Below are 18,497 nucleotides of genomic sequence, written 5' to 3' on the forward strand. Positions count from 1 at the left end.
TTAAGAATTTGCCCTACTTGCGCCCGCCCGGCGGCTCATGAACCAGCAGCCAGTAGACCTGCAGGCGCTGCACCTGCTCGACGAAGCGGCCGAAGTCGACGGGCTTGCGCACGTAGCTGTTGGCGCCGTTTTCCAGGCTGGCGACGATGTCTTCTTCTTCGCTCGACGACGTGAGGATGACCACGGGGACATGACGCGTCCGCTCATCGTCGCGAATCTGCCGCAACACCTCGATCCCGCCCAGCTTGGGCAGCTTCAGGTCCAGCAGCACCAGGGCGGGCACGTCGCGCGCGTCGCGCCCCGCATGGCGGCCCGTTCCGAACATGTATTCAAGCGCCTCGATGCCGTCGCTGGCAACGACAACCTCATTGAGCACATTGTTCTCGGCCAGTGTCATCAGGGTCAGCTCCTGATGGTCCGGATTGTCTTCGACCAGCAGGATGCGGCTGTTCTTCATGTTTGACTGCTTTCAGGGTGAACTGGAACGTGGCGCCTTGCCCCAGGCTGGCTTCGGCCCAGACCCGGCCGCCGTGGCGCGTGATGATGCGGTGCACGGTGGCGAGGCCGATGCCCGTGCCGTCGAATTCGCTGGCCGCGTGCAGCCGCTGGAAGGCGTTGAAGAGCTTGGCCGCGTACGCCATGTCGAAGCCGGCGCCGTTGTCCGAGACGTAGATGACGTTTTCGCCGGCCTCCCCGGCCTTGCGGCCGATGCGGATCCGCGCGCCCTGCGTGCGCGCGGTGAATTTCCAGGCGTTCTCGATGAGGTTTTCCAGCACCACGGCCAGGAGCCGCGCGTCGCCCGAACAGCTCATGTCTTCGTCGATCTCGACCGCCACTTGCCGGTCGGGCCAGCGTTGGCGCAGGCGTTCGATGATCTGGGTGGCCTTGGGGGCAAGATTCACCGGCTCGGCCCGGATCTCCGTGCGCGTCACGCGCGCGAGCGACAGCAGGTCGTCGATGAGCTCGCCCATCTGGCGGGTGTTGTCGCGGATGCGATCCAGGTAGTGCCGGGCCTGCTGATCCAGCGCCTGCGAATAGCGGGCCACCAGCGCGCGGCCAAATCCGTCGATGACCTGGAGCGGCGCGCGCAGGTCGTGCGACACCGAATACGAAAAGGACTCCAGCTCGCGGTTGGACATGTCCAGCTCGCGCGTGCGCTCGCCCACGCGGCGCTCCAGCGTCTCGTTGATGTGCTCCAGCGCCTGCTGCGCGAGCCGCCGTTCGGTGATGTCGTGCGCCAGGACCATCCTCGCGCGGCGCCCGCCGTAGTCCAGGGTGTGCGACGAAATCTCCACATAGATCAACCGGCCGTCGCGCAGGCGGTGCTTCCAGGGCTCCAGCGTGCGCAGCCCATCGTTGCCATCCACGGCGGCGAGAAGCGCCTGCACGTCCTCCGCCGGCCGGATGTCCTTGATGGTCATCGCCAGGAATTCGTCCCGCGAATAGCCGTAATGGGCGACGGCCGAGTCGTTCACCGTGAGGAAGCGCAGCGTCTCGAGGTCGTAGACCCACATCGGGTGCGGGTTCGACTCGAACAGCGCGCGGTAACGCTGTTCGCTGTCTTTCAGCGCCTGCTCGGCCCTGTACGCCGCGGAGATGTCGGCAAACACCAGCACGGCGCCGTCCCGCTCGCCTTGCGGCGACATCAAGGTGCGCGTGTGGCCCTGGATGATCTTGTCAGGCCCGCCGGACAAGCGCCCCCGGATGACGTAGCGAAAGTTGTCCAGGTTCTCCCCGGACAGCGCGCGCAGCGCGGGCCGCCCCTCCGGGTCCATCGGCGTCACGCCGTCGAGGTGGTACACCCCCCACTCTTCGGCGGACGCGCGCACCGGGTCGGCCTGCCGATTGAGCTGCGCGAGGCCCGGCATGATCGCGTGCGCGGCTGCGTTGATGTGATTGAAGCGGCCGTCTCGGCCGACCACCAGCACGCCTTCGGCCATGCTGTCGAAGATCGATCCCAGCAAGGTCTTTTGCGCGGCCATTTCGGCCATCGCCCCATCGCGCTGGATCGAGCGCTCGGCCAGGCCGCGGGCCATGTCCTGGAAGCGCTCCTCCAGCTCGCGCAGTTCCAGCAAGCCGCCGGGCGGCACCGAGCCGTCCAGCGCGGATTCTTCCCTGCGCAGCGCATCCACCCGCTGCAGCATCCGCGCAACGGGCCGCACGACGATCCGGTCGCCGAACACCCACGCCGCCGCGCCGGCCAACAAGGCAATGACGATCAGCGCGCCCAGCTGCTGATGGAGCCGCTGCGTCGCCGGTGCCAGCAGGTCGGCGCTGGACACCATGGCGGCAACGTGCAGGAGGCCTTCGTCCGCTCGCCCGACGGGCCTCACCGCGTAAAGCCACTCGGCGCCGTCGGCCCCGGTGCCGCGCTCGAAGCGCGGCTGGCCGCGGGCGATGGCCTGCCGCAGGAACGGCTCGGGGAGTGGCGAGCCGACCCGCACCTCCTTGGCGCCCGAGGCGGCGATCACCACGCCGTTGCGGTCGGCCACGAACAAGGTCATCTCGGGCATCAGGGCCAGCTTGCGCAGGTGGTCATGTGCCTGCGCCACGTCCATGGCCAGGTAGGCGACGCCACGCAGGCTGCGCGACTCGTCGTTCCGGTAGACCGGAAGCCCGAATGTCAGCACCGCGCGGCCGCTCGCACGGCTGAGCGTGAACTCCCCCACACTGAATCGACCGGTTTCGATTGCCTTGCGAAAGAACAGGCGATCGCTCGAATTCACAGGCGTGGCCGGCGCGGTGGCGCGGCATGTCAGCTGGCCTTGCGTGTCCAGCAAGCCGAACGCGCCATAGGTGACGGGATACTCCTGCTGCAGGCGCTTCAGGTACGCGGCACATGCCGCCGCGTCCTCGCCGTACAAGGGGGGCGAGTGCGCCATCGCGGCCAGCACCTGGCGGGCGCCGTCGATGAAGCGTTCCTGCTGTGCATCCGCCAGGTCGACCACGGAACGCAGGCTGCCTTCCGCTCGCTCGACGCGGCTGCGCTGCTCGGACAGCGAAGCCTGCACGACGATGCCAAACACCGGCGCGATGGCGATCAGCACAAGCAACGTCAGCGCGGCCCGCAGGCCAAACGTACGCAACACTACAGGAATCCCTGTGTTTTATGAGAGAGCCTTGACGACCCTCCGCACCGCTCGCGATCTGTGCCCGTACGCGGTGACGAACCAACAACGTCTCGGTAGAGTTTGGCCGGATGGATACATCTGTCAAGCAGGGAAGACGACTTAAGAACAAGGTACCCAGACAACCCACCACAGCGCGCGCCAGCAGGTAAACTGATGCAACTTCCAATGATGCCGTGACCAACGCCTCAGAACCCGCCACCATCAGGCTGCTGAGCGTCGAGGACAACCCCGACGATGTGGAACTGATGGCGATCGCGCTGGAGCGTGCCGATCCGCACCGGCGCTATGTGTTGCACCGGGTCGACGACGCCCCCGGTTTCACGGAAGCGCTGCAGCAGGATTTCGACGTCATCCTCTGCGACTTCAACATGCCGCGGTTCTCCCCCTACGCGGCGCTGCAGATCCTGGTGGCTCGCCGCTGCGGCACACCGCTCGTGGTGGTGACACGCGCCATCGGCGAGGAAGCCGCGGTGCATGTGTTGCGCTGCGGCGCCAAGGACTACCTCACCAAAGACAAGCTGGGAACGCTGCCGCAAATCATCGAGCGGGTGATGACCGAGCGCCAGCGCGTGCTCGAACAGGAACGCCTGGGCCGCGAACTCGAGTCTGCTTACCGGCGGCTCAAGAAACTGTCCGCGCGGCTGGTGGTCGCGCAGGAACGCGAACGCACCGTGATCTCCCGCGAGCTGCACGACCAGTTGGGCCAAACGCTTACCGGTATGGTGATTCACCTGCACGCGGCCAAGCGCACAGCCGACCCGGCCACCGCGCAGAAGCACACTGACACGGCCATGGACATGGCACAGGGCGCTGTCAAGCAGCTCAAGACGCTCTCCTTCTCCCTTCGGCCCGCCCAGCTCGATCTTCTGGGCCTGGTGGCTGCCGCGCAATCGGCCGTGCAACGCATCGCCGAACCGGCAGGGCTGGCCTTTGCCGTCACTTCACGTGGGCAGGAACCCAAGGTACTGGGCGAAACCGCGTCGGTGGCGCTGCGCCTGGTGCAGGAAGCGCTCAACAACGTCGTGCGGCATGCACAGGCATCGCTCATCACCGTGCGCTTGCGCTTCCTGCCCGACGGGCGGATCGGCGTGCTCATCATCGACGACGGTGTGGGCTTCGACAAACATGTGCTGCTGGACGGCCAGCCGAGCGAGCGCAACGTCGGTCTCTACGGCATGATCGAGCGCACCGAGCTTGCCGGGGGGCGGCTGCACATCCGCACGCGGCCCGGACACGGCGTGGCAATGCGTGCCGTCCTGTAAGCTACAAAAAGGAGGAACGATGAAAACCACCCCGCCGCCAAAAATCAGGGTCGTGCTCGCGGATGACCACGACCTGGTCCGCTCGGGCATCAAGGCCCTGCTGTCGATGGTCGACGGCGTGGAGGTGATCGCGGAGGCGCGCGACGGCAAGGAGTTGATCGCGCTGGTCGAAGACCTGATGCCCGACGTCGTCATGACCGACATCTCCATGCCCGGCATGGACGGCATCACGGCCATCTCCGAAATCCACGGAAAGCACCCGCAGGTGCGCATGCTGGTGCTTTCGATGTACGACACGGTCGATTTCGTCAAGCGCGCGGTTGCCAACGGCGCTTGCGGCTACCTCATGAAGGACGCCCCACCCTTCGAACTGGAGCAGGCCGTGCGCAGCGTCATGGCCACCGGCAGCTACTTCAGCCCGGCGATCGCGCAGCGCCTGCTGCAGCCGTCGGAACCGACGGTGGACGATGAGCTCACCCATCGGCAGGTCGAAATCCTCAAGCTGATCGCACAGGGCCGTGCGTCGAAAGAAATCGCCTATGAGCTGGGCCTGTCGCCCAAGACGGTGGACGTGCACCGCGCTCGCATCATGGAGCGGCTGCGGCTGAACGACATCGCCAGCCTGACGCTCTACGCAGTGCGCAAGGGCTTGGTCAAGCCTTAGCCCTCATTGCGGCAGCAGCCGCAACAGGCGTCCCTTGGACTCGTCTGTCAGCACGTAGAGCAACCCATCCGGGCCTTGCCGCACGTCGCGGACCCGCCCGACACCTTGCAGCAGCTTGTGTTCGCGCACCACTTTGCCGTCGGCCAGTTCAAGCCGGGCCAGGTAGCCGAATTTCAGCGACCCGATGAAGAGGTTGCCCTTCATGGCCGGCCCATAACGGTCGCTGGTGAGGAACGCCATGCCGGATGGCGCGATCGACGGCACCCAGTAGTGCAAGGGCTGCTCCATACCGGCGCGGGCGGTGATGCCCTCGCCGATCTTCCCGCCGCCGTAGTTCTCGCCATAGGTGATGACGGGCCAGCCGTGGTTGCGGCCCGCCTGCGGCACGTTGATTTCGTCACCGCCCTGCGGGCCGTGTTCGTGCATCCAGAACCGGCCGTCCGGCCCGAGGGTCGCGCCCTGCGAATTCCGATGGCCATAGCTCCAGATTTCCGGCAGCGCCCCCGGCTGGCCGGAAAACGGGTTGCCAGGCGCCGGCGACCCCTCCTTGGTCAGCCGCACGACCTTGCCGTGGTGGTTGTCCAGCGTCTGGGCATCGTCCTTGCGCTGGAAACGGTCGCCGAGGGTGAGAAACAGCAAGCCGTCACGCGACTCGACGATGCGGCAGCCGAAGTGCAGGCGGCTCGACACCTTGGGCTTCTGGCTGAAGATCACCTTGACGTCCTCCAGCCGCGACGCGTCCCTTGACAGCCGGGCGCGCGCCAGCGCAGTGCTGTTGCCCGCCCCACCGGGTTCCGAGAAACAGAAGTACAGGGTGCGGTTCTGCTCGAAGGCCGAGTCCAGAACGACGTCCAGCAGGCCGCCCTGGCCACCCGCCGCGACTTCCGGCAGGCCGGCCAGCGGCGTGCCCATCCTCCCGCCGGCGTCGATGATCCGCATGCGCCCTGGGCGCTCGGTGACGAGATAGCGGCTCTGCGGCAGGAAGGCTACCGCCCACGGGTTCTCGAGGCCCATCGCCACCTCCTCGGCCCGCAGCGTTTGGGCCGAGGCCACTACGGGCAAGCAGGCAATAGCGAAGGCGGTGGCGAACAGAACCTTCCGGACGGTGGCGCGCATGGGTGCTCCTGACAAGACAAACGTGGGTTGGAATCCCCGCATTGTTCTCCACAAGCGGCCCGCACGGGGTCGTTTGGGCAAGTAAGTCAATGCGTTGTTTATATAAATCAACGAGTTGCAATCGACACCTCACTTGACTTCTAAGATCGGACCCGGTTATCCTGCGTGCCAATGTTCAAGTGGCTCAGCCTTTTCCTGCTCGCGGCATCCCTGACCGCCCACGCGAGCCCGCCTGTTTCGGCCGAAGACGACGTCGGCCGCTTCATGGAAGAAAAGGGCCTCTTCATCACCAAGCTGGAGCAAGTGCGCCATACCGTGGCCGAGCGCACTTCCAACCTCGTGGTGACAGCCATGGGTTTCCTCGGTGTGCCCTACCGCCGTGGCGGCAACAGTGCCGAGACCGGCTTCGACTGCAGCGGTTTCGTCCGCGCGATGTACGAGCAAACGATTGGCCTCGTCCTGCCGCGCCGGGCCAACGAGCAAGCCGCGGCCACGCAGACCATCGACAAGAAGGACCTGCAGCCCGGCGACCTGGTGTTCTTCAACACCATGAGGCGCGCCTTCAGCCACGTGGGCATCTACGTCGGCGAAGGCAAGTTCATCCATTCGCCCAAGCCTGGCGCCCAGGTACGGGTCGAGGACATGGGCCAGAGCTACTGGAAACAGCGCTTCGACGGTGCGCGTCGCGTGCTGAGGCTCTCGCCCGCGGCCGAAACCGCGACGGTGCAACCCTGATCGAACGGGCCCACTGCCGGGCGTTCACGCTCATCGAGCTGATGGTGGTCATCGCGGTGATGGCGATCCTGGCCCTCATCGCCCTACCCACCTACGTCGACAAGCTGGCGCGCGAACAGATCGCCGAAGCCTTGCCGCTCGCGGACATTGCGAAACCGCCCGTCGCGGCAGCCTGGAGCCAGAGCCAGCCGCTTCCCGCCGACAACGCTGCCGCCGGGCTGCCCCCACCTGAAAAGATCGTCAGCACGCTGGTGAGTTCGGTCACGATGCAGGAAGGCGTGATCCACATCCGCTTCGGCAACAGCGCCAACCGCGCCCTCAAGGGCAAGACGCTGAGCCTGCGGCCGGCCGGCGTCGAAGATGCCCGCATGGTGCCCGTGGCGTGGATCTGCGCCAAGGCAGCGGTGCCGGACAAGATGACCGTGACGGGCGCAGACCGCACCGACATTCCGGTGGGCCTGCTGCCGATGCGCTGCCGCTAGGCGCGGCTACTGCGCTTCACTTGCGCGGCGGCGGCACGTCGGTGCAGGTGCCGTGCGCGATTTCCGCCGCCATGCCGATGCTTTCGCCCAGCGTGGGATGCGGGTGGATGGTCTTGCCGATGTCGACTTCGTCCGCGCCCATCTCGATGGCCAGCGCGACCTCGCCGATCATGTCGCCGGCGTGCGTGCCGACGATGCCCCCACCCAGGATGCGGTGCGTATTCGCGTCGAACAGCAGCTTGGTGAAGCCCTCGTCGCGCGTGTTAGCGATGGCGCGGCCCGAAGCGGTCCACGGGAAGTGGCCCTTCTTGATCGCAATGCCTTCGGCCTTGGCCTGGTCTTCGGTCAGCCCGACCCACGCCACTTCCGGATCCGTGTAGGCCACGCTCGGGATCACGCGGGCGTTGAACGCCACGTTTTCTCCGGAAGCCACTTCCGCCGCCACGTGGGCCTCGTGCACCGCCTTGTGCGCCAGCATGGGCTGGCCCACGATGTCGCCGATGGCGAAGATGTGCGGCACGTTTGTGCGCATCTGGATGTCGACCGGGATGAAGCCGCGGTCGCTCACCGTGACGCCGGCCTTCTCGGCGCCGATCTTCTTGCCGTTGGGGCTGCGGCCGACGGCCTGCAGCACCAGGTCATAGAGCTGCGGATCCTTGGGCGCCTGTTCGCCTTCGAACTTCACCAGGATGCCGTCCTGGGTCGCCTCGGCGCCCACGGTCTTGGTCTTGAGCATGATGTTGTCGAAGCGCGGCGTGTTCATCTTCTGCCACACCTTCACCAGGTCGCGGTCGGCGCCCTGCATCAGGCCGTCGAGCATCTCGACCACGTCGAGCCGCGCACCCAGCGTCGAATACACCGTGCCCATTTCCAGGCCGATGATGCCGCCACCGAGGATCAGCATGCGCTTGGGGCTGCCGCCCAGTTCGAGCGCGCCGGTGGAATCCACCACGCGCGGGTCCTTGGGCATGAACGGCAGGTGCACGGCTTGCGAGCCGGCGGCGATGATCGCGTTCTTGAACTTGATCGTCTGCTTCTTGCCGGTCTTTTCCTGGCCGCTGCCCGTGGTCTCTTCGACCTGGACATGGTACGGGTCGACGAACTCACCGTTGCCACGCACCACGGTGACCTTGCGCATCTTGGCCATTGCCGCGAGGCCGCCCGTGAGCTTGCCCACCACTTTGCCCTTGTGCGCGCGCAGCTTGTCCAGCTCGATCGTGGGCTTGGCGTAGCTGATGCCGAGCGATTCGAAATGGCTCACCTCGTCCATCACGGCCGCGACGTGCAGCAATGCCTTGGAGGGGATGCAACCCACGTTCAGGCAAACGCCGCCCAGGGTGGCGTAGCGCTCGACCAGCACGACCTTCATGCCCAAGTCGGCGGCGCGGAAAGCGGCCGAATAGCCGCCCGGGCCGGCGCCGAGCACCAGCATGTCGCATTCGATGTCGGCGCCGCCGGCATAGGTCGAGGCGACCGGGGCGGGCCTACCCTCACCCCGCCCCTCTCCCGCCGGAGCGGGAGAGGGAGAAGATGCGGGGAGCTCGCTCCCTCTCCCGCTTGCGGGAGAGGGCTGGGGTGAGGGAACTGCGGCATCGGCGCTCTCCAGCGTCAGCAACACCGATCCTTCTTTCACCTTGTCGCCGAGCTTGACCTTCAGCTCCTTGATCACGCCCGCGTGCGTCGACGGAATCTCCATCGATGCCTTGTCGCTTTCCACCGTGACCAGCGATTGCTCGGCCTTGATGGTGTCGCCGGGCTTGACCAGCAACTCGATGACGGACACCTCGTCGAAGTCCCCGATGTCGGGGACTTTCACTTCGACCAGACTCATTTGGCTTCTTTCATTTTTATTGTGAACACATCGGCAGGTGCGGCCGAATTACGGTCGAACTCGCAGCCTGCCGCGATGCCGGCCTCCGCGATCTCGCGCGCGGTGATCTTGGGTTTGCCATAGATCGCATACATGGCGCCCAACGCGAAGCTCCGGCCCGAGCCGATGCCCCAGAACTCCTTGAACTCGAACACTTCGCGGTAGCTGTACAAGCCGTAGATGCCGGTGGCGTTGGCGATGACGACGCTGAACTGGCTCGACTCGTACGGGTCGCTGTCTTCCTCTTTCGTCTGCAGGAAGAAGTTTTCCTTCAGGTACGGATGCAGCTTGGTGAACGTGTCGAAGACCTCGTCGCGGTTGCCGAGTTTGAGCAACTCTCGCGGCATCGAACCGATCGCCTTGCGCAACACCGGGAAGTGCGCCACCGTGCCGGCCATGCCCAGGTAGCTGGGGCCGGTGTCGGTGTCGACCTTGAAGATCTTGGTGTTGTCCTCGTACCGGTTCGCCAGGCGCGTGTCGCCGAAGGTCACCAACGTGTCCGCAGCGATCGCGATCTGGCCCGCTTTTCTTACCACCACAACGGTCGTCATTCTTTTTATGGCTCCAGTTTGCCGCGCGTGGAACGCGGCGCGTTCCTTACAGCATGGTACGGCGGAAGTCCGCCAATATAGCGCCGAGATAACTGTTGAACCTGGCGGCCGCGGCACCATCGATCACGCGGTGGTCCCACGACAGCGACAGCGGCAGCATCAGCCGGGGCTGGAACGCCTTGCCGTCCCACACCGGCTCCATCAGGCTCTTGCACACCCCGAGGATCGCGACTTCGGGCGCGTTGATGATGGGCGTGAAATAGCGCCCACCAATTCCGCCCAAGGATGAGATGGTGAAGCACGCACCCGACATGTCGGCGGGGCCGAGCTTTCCGTCGCGCGCCTTCTTGGCGAGCTCGCCCATCTCGGTGCTGATCTGGATGACGCCCTTCTTGTCGGCGTCCTTGATGACGGGAACGACCAGGCCATTGGGCGTGTCCGCCGCGAACCCGATATGGAAGTACTGCTTGAGCACCAGTTGCTCGCCGTCCAATGACGAGTTGAACTGCGGAAACTTCTTCAGCGCGGCCACGCTGGCCTTGATGAGGAAGGCCAGCATCGTGACCTTGGCACCTGACTTCTCGTTTTCCTTGTTGAGCATCACGCGGAAAGCTTCGAGGTCGGTGATGTCCGCGTCGTCGTGGTTGGTGACGTGCGGGATCATCACCCAGTTGCGATGCAGGTTGGCGCCGCTGATCTTCTTGATGCGGCTGAGGTCCTGCCGCTCGACGGGCCCGAACTTCGCGAAATCGACCTTGGGCCAGGGCAGCAGGCCCAGGGCCTCGCCGCCGCCACCGCCCGCCGGCGCCTTGCCGCCGGCTGCCTTGGTGGTGGCTTCACCCTTCATCACGGCCTTGGTGAACGCCTGCACGTCCTCCTGCGTGATGCGGCTCTTGGGGCCGGTGCCCTTCACTTCTTCCAGCGGCACGCCGAGCTCGCGCGCGAACTTGCGCACGGACGGCGACGCGTGCGGCAGCTGGCCGGTGGGCGTGCCGGGCTCGTGCGGCGGCAGCGCGGCCGTGGGCGGCGTGCGCTCGGCAGCGGGTGCAGGCGCAACAGCAGTTGCAGGAGCGGGACTTGCTCCCTCGCCCCTTTGGGGAGAGGGCTGGGGTGAGGGGCTCGCGCCAGCCGCACCTTCCAGCACCGCGATCAGGTCACCAATATTGACCTTGTCGCCGAGCTTGACCTTCAGCTCCTTCACCACCCCGGCCAACGACGACGGAATCTCCATCGATGCCTTGTCCGATTCGACCGTCATCAGCGACTGCTCAGCCTTGACCGTGTCGCCGGGCTTGACCAGCAACTCGATGACCGCAACGTCCTTGAAGTCGCCGATGTCGGGGACGCGGATTTCGACAGGACCGGTCTTCGCGGCTGCGGCGGCGGGTGCCGGGGCAGCAGGCGGGGGGCTGGCGGCCGCTTGCGCGGCAGGCGCCGGCGCAGCAGCAGCCGGCTTGGATTCCGCACCACCGGCGCTCTCCAGCACCAGCAACACCGAACCCTCTTTGACCTTGTCGCCGAGCTTGACCTTCAGCTCCTTGACCACGCCGGCCGAGGACGACGGGATTTCCATCGAAGCCTTGTCCGACTCGACCGTGATCAGCGACTGCTCTGCCTTGACGGTGTCGCCAGGCTTGACCAGCAATTCAATGACCGAAACTTCATCGAAGTCCCCGATGTCGGGGACTTTCACTTCTATCGATGCCATGTTCTTGTTCTCCGTTCTTCTTCTTGCCGTCAAGCGTACAGCGGATTGACCTTGTCCGCCTTGATTCCGTATTTCTTGATCGCCTCGGCGACCTTGGCGACCGGCACCGTGCCGTCTTCGCTCAGCGCCTTGAGCGCAGCGACAACGACGTAGTGGCGATTGACTTCGAAGTGCTCGCGCAGCTTGCTGCGGAAGTCACTGCGGCCGAACCCGTCGGTACCCAACACCTTGTAGGTGCGGCCCTTGGGGATGAAGGGCCGGATCTGTTCGGCGTACGCCTTCATGTAGTCGGTGGAGGCCACGACCGGGCCGCCGTGCTTTTCGAGTTGCTGTGCGACGAAAGATACCCGGGCCTTCTCCGTCGGGTGCAACAGGTTGTACCGTTCAGCGTCCTGGCCGTCGCGAGTCAGCTCGTTGAAGCTCGGGCAGCTCCACACATCGGCTGCGACGCCCCAGTCCTTTTCGAGCAACTCCTGCGCCGCAATCGACTCGCGCAGGATGGTGCCGCTGCCAAGCAGTTGCACGCGAGGTGCCTTGGGCAGCGCAGCCCCCGGCTTGCACATGTACATGCCCTTGACGATCTGCTCTTCGGTGCCGGGCTGCAGGCCGGGCATCGGGTAGTTCTCGTTCAACAGCGTGATGTAGTAGTAGACGTTGTCCTGCTTCTCCACCATGCGCTTCAGGCCATGGTGCAGGATCACGCCGACTTCGTGGGCGAAGGTCGGGTCGTAGCTCACGCAGTTGGGGATCGTGCCCGCCAGGATGTGGCTGTGGCCGTCCTCGTGCTGCAGTCCTTCGCCGTTCAGGGTGGTGCGGCCCGAAGTGCCGCCCAGCAGGAAGCCCCGGGCCTGCATGTCGCCGGCCGCCCAGGCCAGATCACCGATGCGCTGGAAGCCGAACATCGAGTAGTAGACGTAGAACGGCACCATGATGCGGTTGCTGGTGCTGTAGCTGGTGGCCGCAGCGATCCAGCTGCTCATGCCGCCGGCCTCGTTGATGCCCTCCTGCAGGATCTGTCCCTTGACGTCTTCCTTGTAGTACATCACCTGGTCTTTATCCACCGGGGTGTACTGCTGGCCCGCGGGGTTGTAGATGCCGACCTGCCGGAACAGGCCCTCCATGCCGAAGGTACGCGCCTCATCCACCAGGATGGGAACAACCCGCGGTCCCAGGGCCTGGTCGCGCAGCAACTGGGTGAGGAAGCGCACATAGGCCTGGGTCGTCGAGATTTCGCGGCCCTCGGGAGTAGGCTCCATCACGGACTTGAAGGTCTCGATCGAGGGCACGGTAAAACTCTCGTCGGCCTTCACGCGGCGATGCGGAAGGTAGCCGCCGAGCGCCTTGCGGCGGGCGTGCAGGTACTGCATCTCGGGCGTGTCATCCGCCGGCTTGTAGAACGGGATGTCGGCGAGCTGGCCGTCCGGGATTGGGATGTTGAAGCGGTCCCGGAAGGCCTTGATGTCCTCGTCGTTCAGCTTCTTGGTCTGGTGCACGTTGTTCTTGCCCTCGCCGATCTTGCCCATGCCGAAGCCCTTGACGGTCTTGATCAATAGCACCGTGGGCTGGCCTTTGTGCTTGACGGCGCGGTCGTATGCGGCATACACCTTCTGCGGGTCGTGGCCGCCGCGCTTCAGGTTCCAGATGTCGTCGTCGCTCATGTGGGCCACCATCTCGAGCGTGCGCGGGTCGCGGCCGAAGAAGTGCTTGCGGACGTAGGCTCCGTCGTTGGCCTTGAAGGATTGGTAGTCGCCGTCCAGCGTTTCCATCATCAGCTTGCGCAGCGCTCCGTCCTTGTCGCGCGCCAGCAGCGGGTCCCAGCCGCTGCCCCACACCAGCTTGATCACGTTCCAGCCGGAGCCGCGGAATTCGCCCTCCAGCTCCTGGATGATCTTGCCGTTGCCGCGCACCGGGCCGTCAAGCCGCTGCAAGTTGCAGTTGATGACGAAGATCAGGTTGTCCAGCTTTTCGCGGGCGGCCAGGCCGATGGCGCCCAGGCTTTCCACCTCGTCCATCTCGCCGTCGCCGCAGAACACCCAGACCTTGCGGTTCTCGGTGTTGGCAATGCCGCGGGCATGCAGGTATTTCAGGAAGCGCGCCTGGTAGATCGCCATCAGCGGGCCCAGGCCCATGGACACGGTGGGGAACTGCCAGAACTCGGGCATCAGCTTGGGGTGCGGGTAGCTCGAGAGGCCCTTGCCGTCCACTTCCTGGCGGAAGTTGAGCAGCTGTTCCTCTGTCAGTCGGCCTTCCAGGTAGGCGCGGGCATAGACGCCGGGCGACACGTGGCCCTGGATGAAGATGCAGTCGCCCCCGTGGTTTTCGTTCTCGGCGTGCCAGAAATGATTGAAGCCGGCGCCGAACATGTGGGCCAGCGAGGCGAAGGAGCCGATGTGGCCGCCCAGGTCGCCGCCATCCACCGGATGGTGCCGGTTGGCCTTGACCACCATGGCCATGGCGTTCCAGCGCATGAAGGCGCGCAACCGTTCCTCGATTTCGATGTTTCCCGGGCAATGCACCTCGTCATGGGATTCGATCGTGTTGACGTAGCCCGTGGTGGCGGAAAACGGCAGGTCGATGCCCTGCTGCCGCGCCTGCTCGAGCAATTGCTCCAGCAGGAAATGGCCCCGCTCGGGCCCCTCGGCTTCGATGACGGCCGAGAGGGCGTCGATCCATTCACGCGTCTCCTGCGCATCCGCATCGTTGGCGGCCGAGCCGAACAGGTTATCGGGCTGTGCTGACATGTTGTCTCCTGTGTTGTGCCTTATGGGCTGACGTAATTTAGTACGGTGCCCCCGTACCGTGACTCGAGTGTCGCATAGTTTTTTTCAAATTTCAAATGGTGCGTGCTCATTTCATATTGTGGTTACTGCGTAGTCCAAGCCGAGGCCGGAACGTTGAGTCTCATGGGGGCACCGAACCTCACCCCCTACACTTGAGGCTTCATGCAAGACCCCGTCCACGCCAACGACCCTCAGGACGCCGTCGCGCCGGTGGCGTGGTGGCGCCACTGGTGGCGCCGCCAGACCCCGGTCCACCAGGACCGCTTTGCCATGTTGGCGCCGCTTGCCGCGGTGGTGCTGTTCCTCGCTGCCATCATTGCAGCGTTCGGTTACCTGCGGCTGGAAGAGATGGATCGAGAGCAGGAAGCCGTGAAGCGCGACGTCGAATACGCGCAGCAGCGCGTGCGCCTGCGCCTGCTCGAGCGGCAAGAACAGCTCATGCGCATCGCACGGGACATTTCCAACAAGGAAGTGGACGCGGAAGAATTCGTGGGCCGCGCGGAATCGATGGTGATCCAGTACCCGGAGCTGCAGGCGCTGACCTGGATCGACGAGCGCCGCCGCATCAAGGCCAGCTATGCCGCGCCCAGTGTGGCCAGCCAGCACCTGCGCCCCGCCGGCACGGTGCTGCGCGCGGGCGAGACGGAGAACATCTACAGCCTGGCGCGCGACCTGCAGCAGCCGGTCTATTCGCAGCCGGCCGCAGGCGGTGAAGGCACGGGGCTCCTCCAGTTGCACGTGCCCCTGACGGAACAGGGCAAGTTCGGCGGCGTGATCCTCGGCGAGTACTCCATCGACGGCCTGCTGCGCTACGGCGTTCCTGCCGAAGTCGCCGCCAAATACGCCGTGGCCCTGCTCGACGGCAAGAGCCGTGTCCTGGCGGGCAACTCCGTGGCGGCCCGCAACCCTGCAACGCAGCTGTTGCCTTGGGCCGCGCAGGCGAACGAATACGAGATCCCGGTCTCTCCTGTCGGCAATGGGCTGATCATCCGCGCGCAGGCGTATCGCACCTCGCTGGGCGTCATTGGCAGCGGCCTGTTCTGGCTGGTCGGCACCCTGAGCGTGATGACCGCGTGGATGCTGATCGGCAATTTCCGCCACACGCGGCGCCGCATGCAGGCGCAGCAGGCGCTGGTGGCCGAGACGAGTTTCCGCCGTGCGATGGAGAACTCCATGCTCACCGGCATGCGTGCGCTGGACATGCAAGGACGCATCACTTACGTCAACGTTGCGTTCTGCCAGATGACGGGATGGAGCGAAGCCGAGCTGGTCGGGCGCACTCCCCCATTCCCCTACTGGCCGGAAGCCGACCGCGAGCAACTCGCCGCGCGTCTCGACGACGAGCTGCACGGGCGCACGACGCCCGGCGGCTTCCAGGTGCGCGTCAAGCGCAAGGACGGCACGCTCTTCGACGCGCGGCTCTACGTGTCGCCTCTTGTGGACGCCAAGGGTCACCAGACCGGCTGGATGACGTCGATGACCGACATCACCGAGCCCAATCGCATCCGCGAGCAGCTGTCGGCTTCCTACGAGCGGTTCACCACCGTGCTGGAAGCGCTCGACGCGTCCGTGTCCGTGGCGCCGCTCGGCAGCGAGGAACTGCTGTTCGCCAACAAGCTGTATCGCCTGTGGTTCGGCGTGCAGACGGCGGGGCACTTGCAGATGGTGGCGCAGGCCGGCGTGCCGGAACACCCGCGCACCGACGAATCGTCGGACGAGGTCGACTCGTTCGTCGGCCTTCCCACCGGCGCGCTGACCGCCGCGCTGTCCGAGAATGCGGAAATCTTCGTTCCCGAGCTGGGCAAATGGCTGGAAGTGCGCTCGCGTTACCTGAACTGGGTGGACGGCCGCCTCGCGCAAATGGTGATCGCCACCGACATCACGCCGCGGCGCCACGCCGAAGAGCAATCGGCCGCGCAGGCCGAACGCGCGCAGTCAGCGAGCCGCCTCATCACCATGGGCGAAATGGCGTCGAGCGTCGCACACGAGCTGAATCAGCCACTGACGGCCATCAACAACTACTGCAACGGCCTGGTGTCGCGCATCAAGGGCAAGCAGATCAACGAAGACGACCTGCTGGCCGCCCTGGACAAGACCGCGCGACAGGCGCAGCGCGCGGGCCAGATCATCCAGCGCATTCGCAGCTTCGTGAAGCGCAGTGAGCCGAACCGCACGCTGTCCGACGTGACGCTGATGGTCAACGAGGCGGTCGAACTGGCGGAGATCGAGCTGCGACGGCGCAACGTGCGCCTGTCGCACTACGTGGCGGCGCGCCTGCCCAAGCTGCTGGTGGACCCGATCCTGATCGAGCAGGTGTTGGTGAACCTGTTGAAGAACGCCGCCGAGTCGATCGAACATGCCAAGCGCCCGGCCGCGCGCCGCAGCGTGGAGCTGCGAGTGATCCCCAAGCAGGTGGACGAGCAGCCGGTCGTGGAGTTTTCGGTGCTGGACTCGGGCGCTGGCCTGGCCCCCGAAGTCATGGACCGCCTCTACGAAGCCTTCTTCTCGACCAAGGTCGAAGGCATGGGCATCGGCCTCAACCTGTGCCGGACCATCGTCGAGTCGCACCAGGGCCGGATGCAGGCCGAGAACATCTACAATGGCACCGAAGTCGCCGGGTGCCGTTTTTCCTTCTGGATTCCTGTCTCCGGCGCTACGAATTCGATAGTAAATAAAGACGCTGGGGTGACTGCATGAGTTTGATTCCCAAAAAGGGTACTGTGTATGTCGTCGACGACGACGAAGCAGTGCGCGACTCCCTGCAATGGCTGCTCGAAGGCAAGGACTATCGCGTCCGCTGCTTCGACTCCGCCGAGTCCTTCCTCTCCCGCTACGACCCGCGCGAAGTGGCCTGCCTGATCGTCGACATACGCATGGGCGGCATGACGGGCCTCGAGCTGCAGGACCGGCTGATCGAGCGCAAGTCACCCCTGCCCATCGTCTTCATCACCGGCCACGGCGACGTCCCGATGGCCGTGAACACGATGAAAAAAGGCGCGATGGACTTCATCCAGAAGCCTTTCAAGGAAGAAGAACTGGTGAGCCTGGTCGAGCGCATGCTCGAACACGCCAAAGGCGCCTTCGCCGAGTACCAGAGCGCCGCGAGCCGCGATGCCCTGCTGTCCAAGCTCACGTCGCGCGAAGCTCAGGTGCTCGAGCGCATCGTCGCCGGGCGCCTGAACAAGCAGATCGCCGACGACCTGGGCATCAGCATCAAGACGGTGGAAGCACACCGCGCCAACATCATGGAAAAGCTCAACGCCAACACGGTCGCCGACCTCTTGAAGATCGCGCTGGGCCAGAACGCACCCAAGGCTTGAGATGGCAGCGAAGTTGATCGACGGCAAGGCGCTTGCCCAGCAGATCCGCGCCGAGGTTTCGGGCCGGACCCAGGCCCTGAAGGCCCGCGGCGTCCAACCCGCACTGGCCATCATCATGGTCGGCGACGACCCGGCCAGCGCCGTGTACACGAAGCACAAGGTCAACGACAGCACCGAGACGGGCCTGGCGGCCACGCTGGAGCGCTACCCGGCCACCATGGCCGAAAACGAGCTGCTCGCCCGCATCCGCACACTCAACGAAGACCCGGCCGTCCACGGTATCCTGGTGCAGTTACCGCTGCCCAAGCACATGGACGCGCACAAGGTCATCGAAACCATTTCGCCGGCCAAGGACGTCGACGGCTTCCACGTCGCCAGCGCCGGCGCGCTGATGGTCGGCCAGCCGGGTTTCTGGCCCTGCACGCCGCACGGCTGCATGAAGATGCTCGAATCGATCGGCTACGACCTGCGCGGCAAGCACGCAGTAGTGATCGGCCGCAGCAACATCGTGGGCAAGCCCATGGCCATGATGCTGCTGGGCAAGAACGCCACCGTCACCATCTGCCACAGCGCCACCCAGGACCTGAAGGCCATGACCCTGCAGGCCGACGTCATCGTGGCTGCGGTCGGCAAGCGCAACGTGCTGACCGCCGACATGGTCAAGCCCGGCGCGGTGGTCATCGACGTGGGCATGAACACCAACGACGAAGGCAAGCTCTGCGGCGACGTCGACTTTGCCGGTGTCAAGGAAGTCGCCGGCTGGATCACCCCCGTGCCCGGTGGGGTGGGCCCCATGACGCGCGCGATGTTGCTCGTCAATACGCTGGAAGCGGCCGAGCGCGCGGCGCGATGACAAATGACGAATGAAGCGCGGATGG

General features: G+C 65.3%; 14 protein-coding genes. 7 read left to right on the forward strand and 7 right to left on the reverse strand.

All coding sequences use genetic code 11. The annotated features are described in order from the left end of the window. Nucleotides 1-13: 13 nt before the first annotated feature. Both EEB15_RS18980 and EEB15_RS18985 read right to left on the reverse strand, forming a co-directional pair. Nucleotides 14-457, reverse strand: a complete 444-nt coding sequence (locus EEB15_RS18980) for a response regulator (RefSeq protein WP_141511450.1) — start codon at nt 455-457, stop codon at nt 14-16. Then, nucleotides 366-3,089, reverse strand: coding sequence for a PAS domain S-box protein (locus EEB15_RS18985; RefSeq protein WP_141511451.1), 2,724 nt, complete (start codon nt 3,087-3,089; stop codon nt 366-368). Before EEB15_RS18985 ends, EEB15_RS18980 begins: the two co-directional genes overlap by 92 nt. 215 nt (nt 3,090-3,304) lie before the next feature. Between EEB15_RS18985 and EEB15_RS18990 the strand changes: the two genes are divergently transcribed. Both EEB15_RS18990 and EEB15_RS18995 read left to right on the forward strand, forming a co-directional pair. Next, nucleotides 3,305-4,393, forward strand: coding sequence for a histidine kinase (locus tag EEB15_RS18990; protein WP_141511452.1), 1,089 nt, complete (start codon nt 3,305-3,307; stop codon nt 4,391-4,393). A gap of 19 nt (nt 4,394-4,412) precedes the next feature. Then, nucleotides 4,413-5,057: a response regulator transcription factor gene (locus tag EEB15_RS18995; RefSeq protein WP_141511453.1), complete on the forward strand. Its 645-nt coding sequence runs from the start codon at nt 4,413-4,415 to the stop codon at nt 5,055-5,057. Between the two features lie 3 nt (nt 5,058-5,060). Here the strand turns inward: EEB15_RS18995 and EEB15_RS19000 are convergent, their stop codons facing one another. Then, nucleotides 5,061-6,173 (reverse strand): PQQ-dependent sugar dehydrogenase, encoded by a 1,113-nt coding sequence (locus tag EEB15_RS19000; RefSeq protein ID WP_141511454.1) that lies wholly within the window; start codon nt 6,171-6,173, stop codon nt 5,061-5,063. A gap of 171 nt (nt 6,174-6,344) precedes the next feature. On the opposite strand from EEB15_RS19000, the gene EEB15_RS19005 reads away from it, so the two are divergent. Then, a complete protein-coding gene (locus tag EEB15_RS19005; RefSeq protein WP_141511455.1) occupies nt 6,345-6,908 on the forward strand; it encodes a C40 family peptidase in 564 nt (187 codons plus the stop codon). After that, nucleotides 6,908-7,390: a pilin gene (locus tag EEB15_RS19010; RefSeq protein WP_255466354.1), complete on the forward strand. Its 483-nt coding sequence runs from the start codon at nt 6,908-6,910 to the stop codon at nt 7,388-7,390. The genes EEB15_RS19005 and EEB15_RS19010 overlap by 1 nt, the downstream gene beginning before the upstream one ends. A gap of 16 nt (nt 7,391-7,406) precedes the next feature. Here EEB15_RS19010 and lpdA read toward each other — a convergent pair whose 3' ends face one another. From lpdA to aceE, 4 genes are read right to left on the reverse strand one after another with little or no spacing between them, the layout of a single operon-like run. Then, nucleotides 7,407-9,221: a dihydrolipoyl dehydrogenase gene (gene lpdA, locus EEB15_RS19015; protein ID WP_141511457.1), complete on the reverse strand. Its 1,815-nt coding sequence runs from the start codon at nt 9,219-9,221 to the stop codon at nt 7,407-7,409. Continuing rightward, nucleotides 9,218-9,811, reverse strand: a complete 594-nt coding sequence (locus EEB15_RS19020; RefSeq protein ID WP_141511458.1) for an MFS transporter — start codon at nt 9,809-9,811, stop codon at nt 9,218-9,220. The genes lpdA and EEB15_RS19020 overlap by 4 nt, the downstream gene beginning before the upstream one ends. Before the next feature lie 46 nt (nt 9,812-9,857). Next, complete coding sequence (gene aceF, locus EEB15_RS19025) at nt 9,858-11,519, reverse strand: dihydrolipoyllysine-residue acetyltransferase (protein WP_141511459.1); 1,662 nt, start codon at nt 11,517-11,519, stop codon at nt 9,858-9,860. 29 nt (nt 11,520-11,548) lie between these two features. Further along, nucleotides 11,549-14,260, reverse strand: a complete 2,712-nt coding sequence (aceE, locus tag EEB15_RS19030) for a pyruvate dehydrogenase (acetyl-transferring), homodimeric type (RefSeq protein ID WP_141511460.1) — start codon at nt 14,258-14,260, stop codon at nt 11,549-11,551. Nucleotides 14,261-14,461: 201 nt separating this feature from the next. On the opposite strand from aceE, the gene EEB15_RS19035 reads away from it, so the two are divergent. Genes EEB15_RS19035 through folD form a run of 3 tightly spaced genes read left to right on the forward strand, consistent with a single transcriptional unit; the run spans nt 14,462 to nt 18,472 of the window. Further along, nucleotides 14,462-16,996, forward strand: coding sequence for a PAS domain-containing sensor histidine kinase (locus EEB15_RS19035; protein ID WP_141511461.1), 2,535 nt, complete (start codon nt 14,462-14,464; stop codon nt 16,994-16,996). Beyond that, nucleotides 16,993-17,619, forward strand: a complete 627-nt coding sequence (locus tag EEB15_RS19040; protein ID WP_141511462.1) for a response regulator transcription factor — start codon at nt 16,993-16,995, stop codon at nt 17,617-17,619. Before EEB15_RS19035 ends, EEB15_RS19040 begins: the two co-directional genes overlap by 4 nt. A gap of 1 nt (nt 17,620) precedes the next feature. Continuing rightward, nucleotides 17,621-18,472: a bifunctional methylenetetrahydrofolate dehydrogenase/methenyltetrahydrofolate cyclohydrolase FolD gene (gene folD / locus EEB15_RS19045; RefSeq protein ID WP_141511463.1), complete on the forward strand. Its 852-nt coding sequence runs from the start codon at nt 17,621-17,623 to the stop codon at nt 18,470-18,472. Nucleotides 18,473-18,497 lie beyond the last annotated feature (25 nt).

It is taken from the genome of Ramlibacter sp. WS9 (genome assembly GCF_003797765.1).
Lineage (GTDB): Bacteria > Pseudomonadota > Gammaproteobacteria > Burkholderiales > Burkholderiaceae_C > Ramlibacter.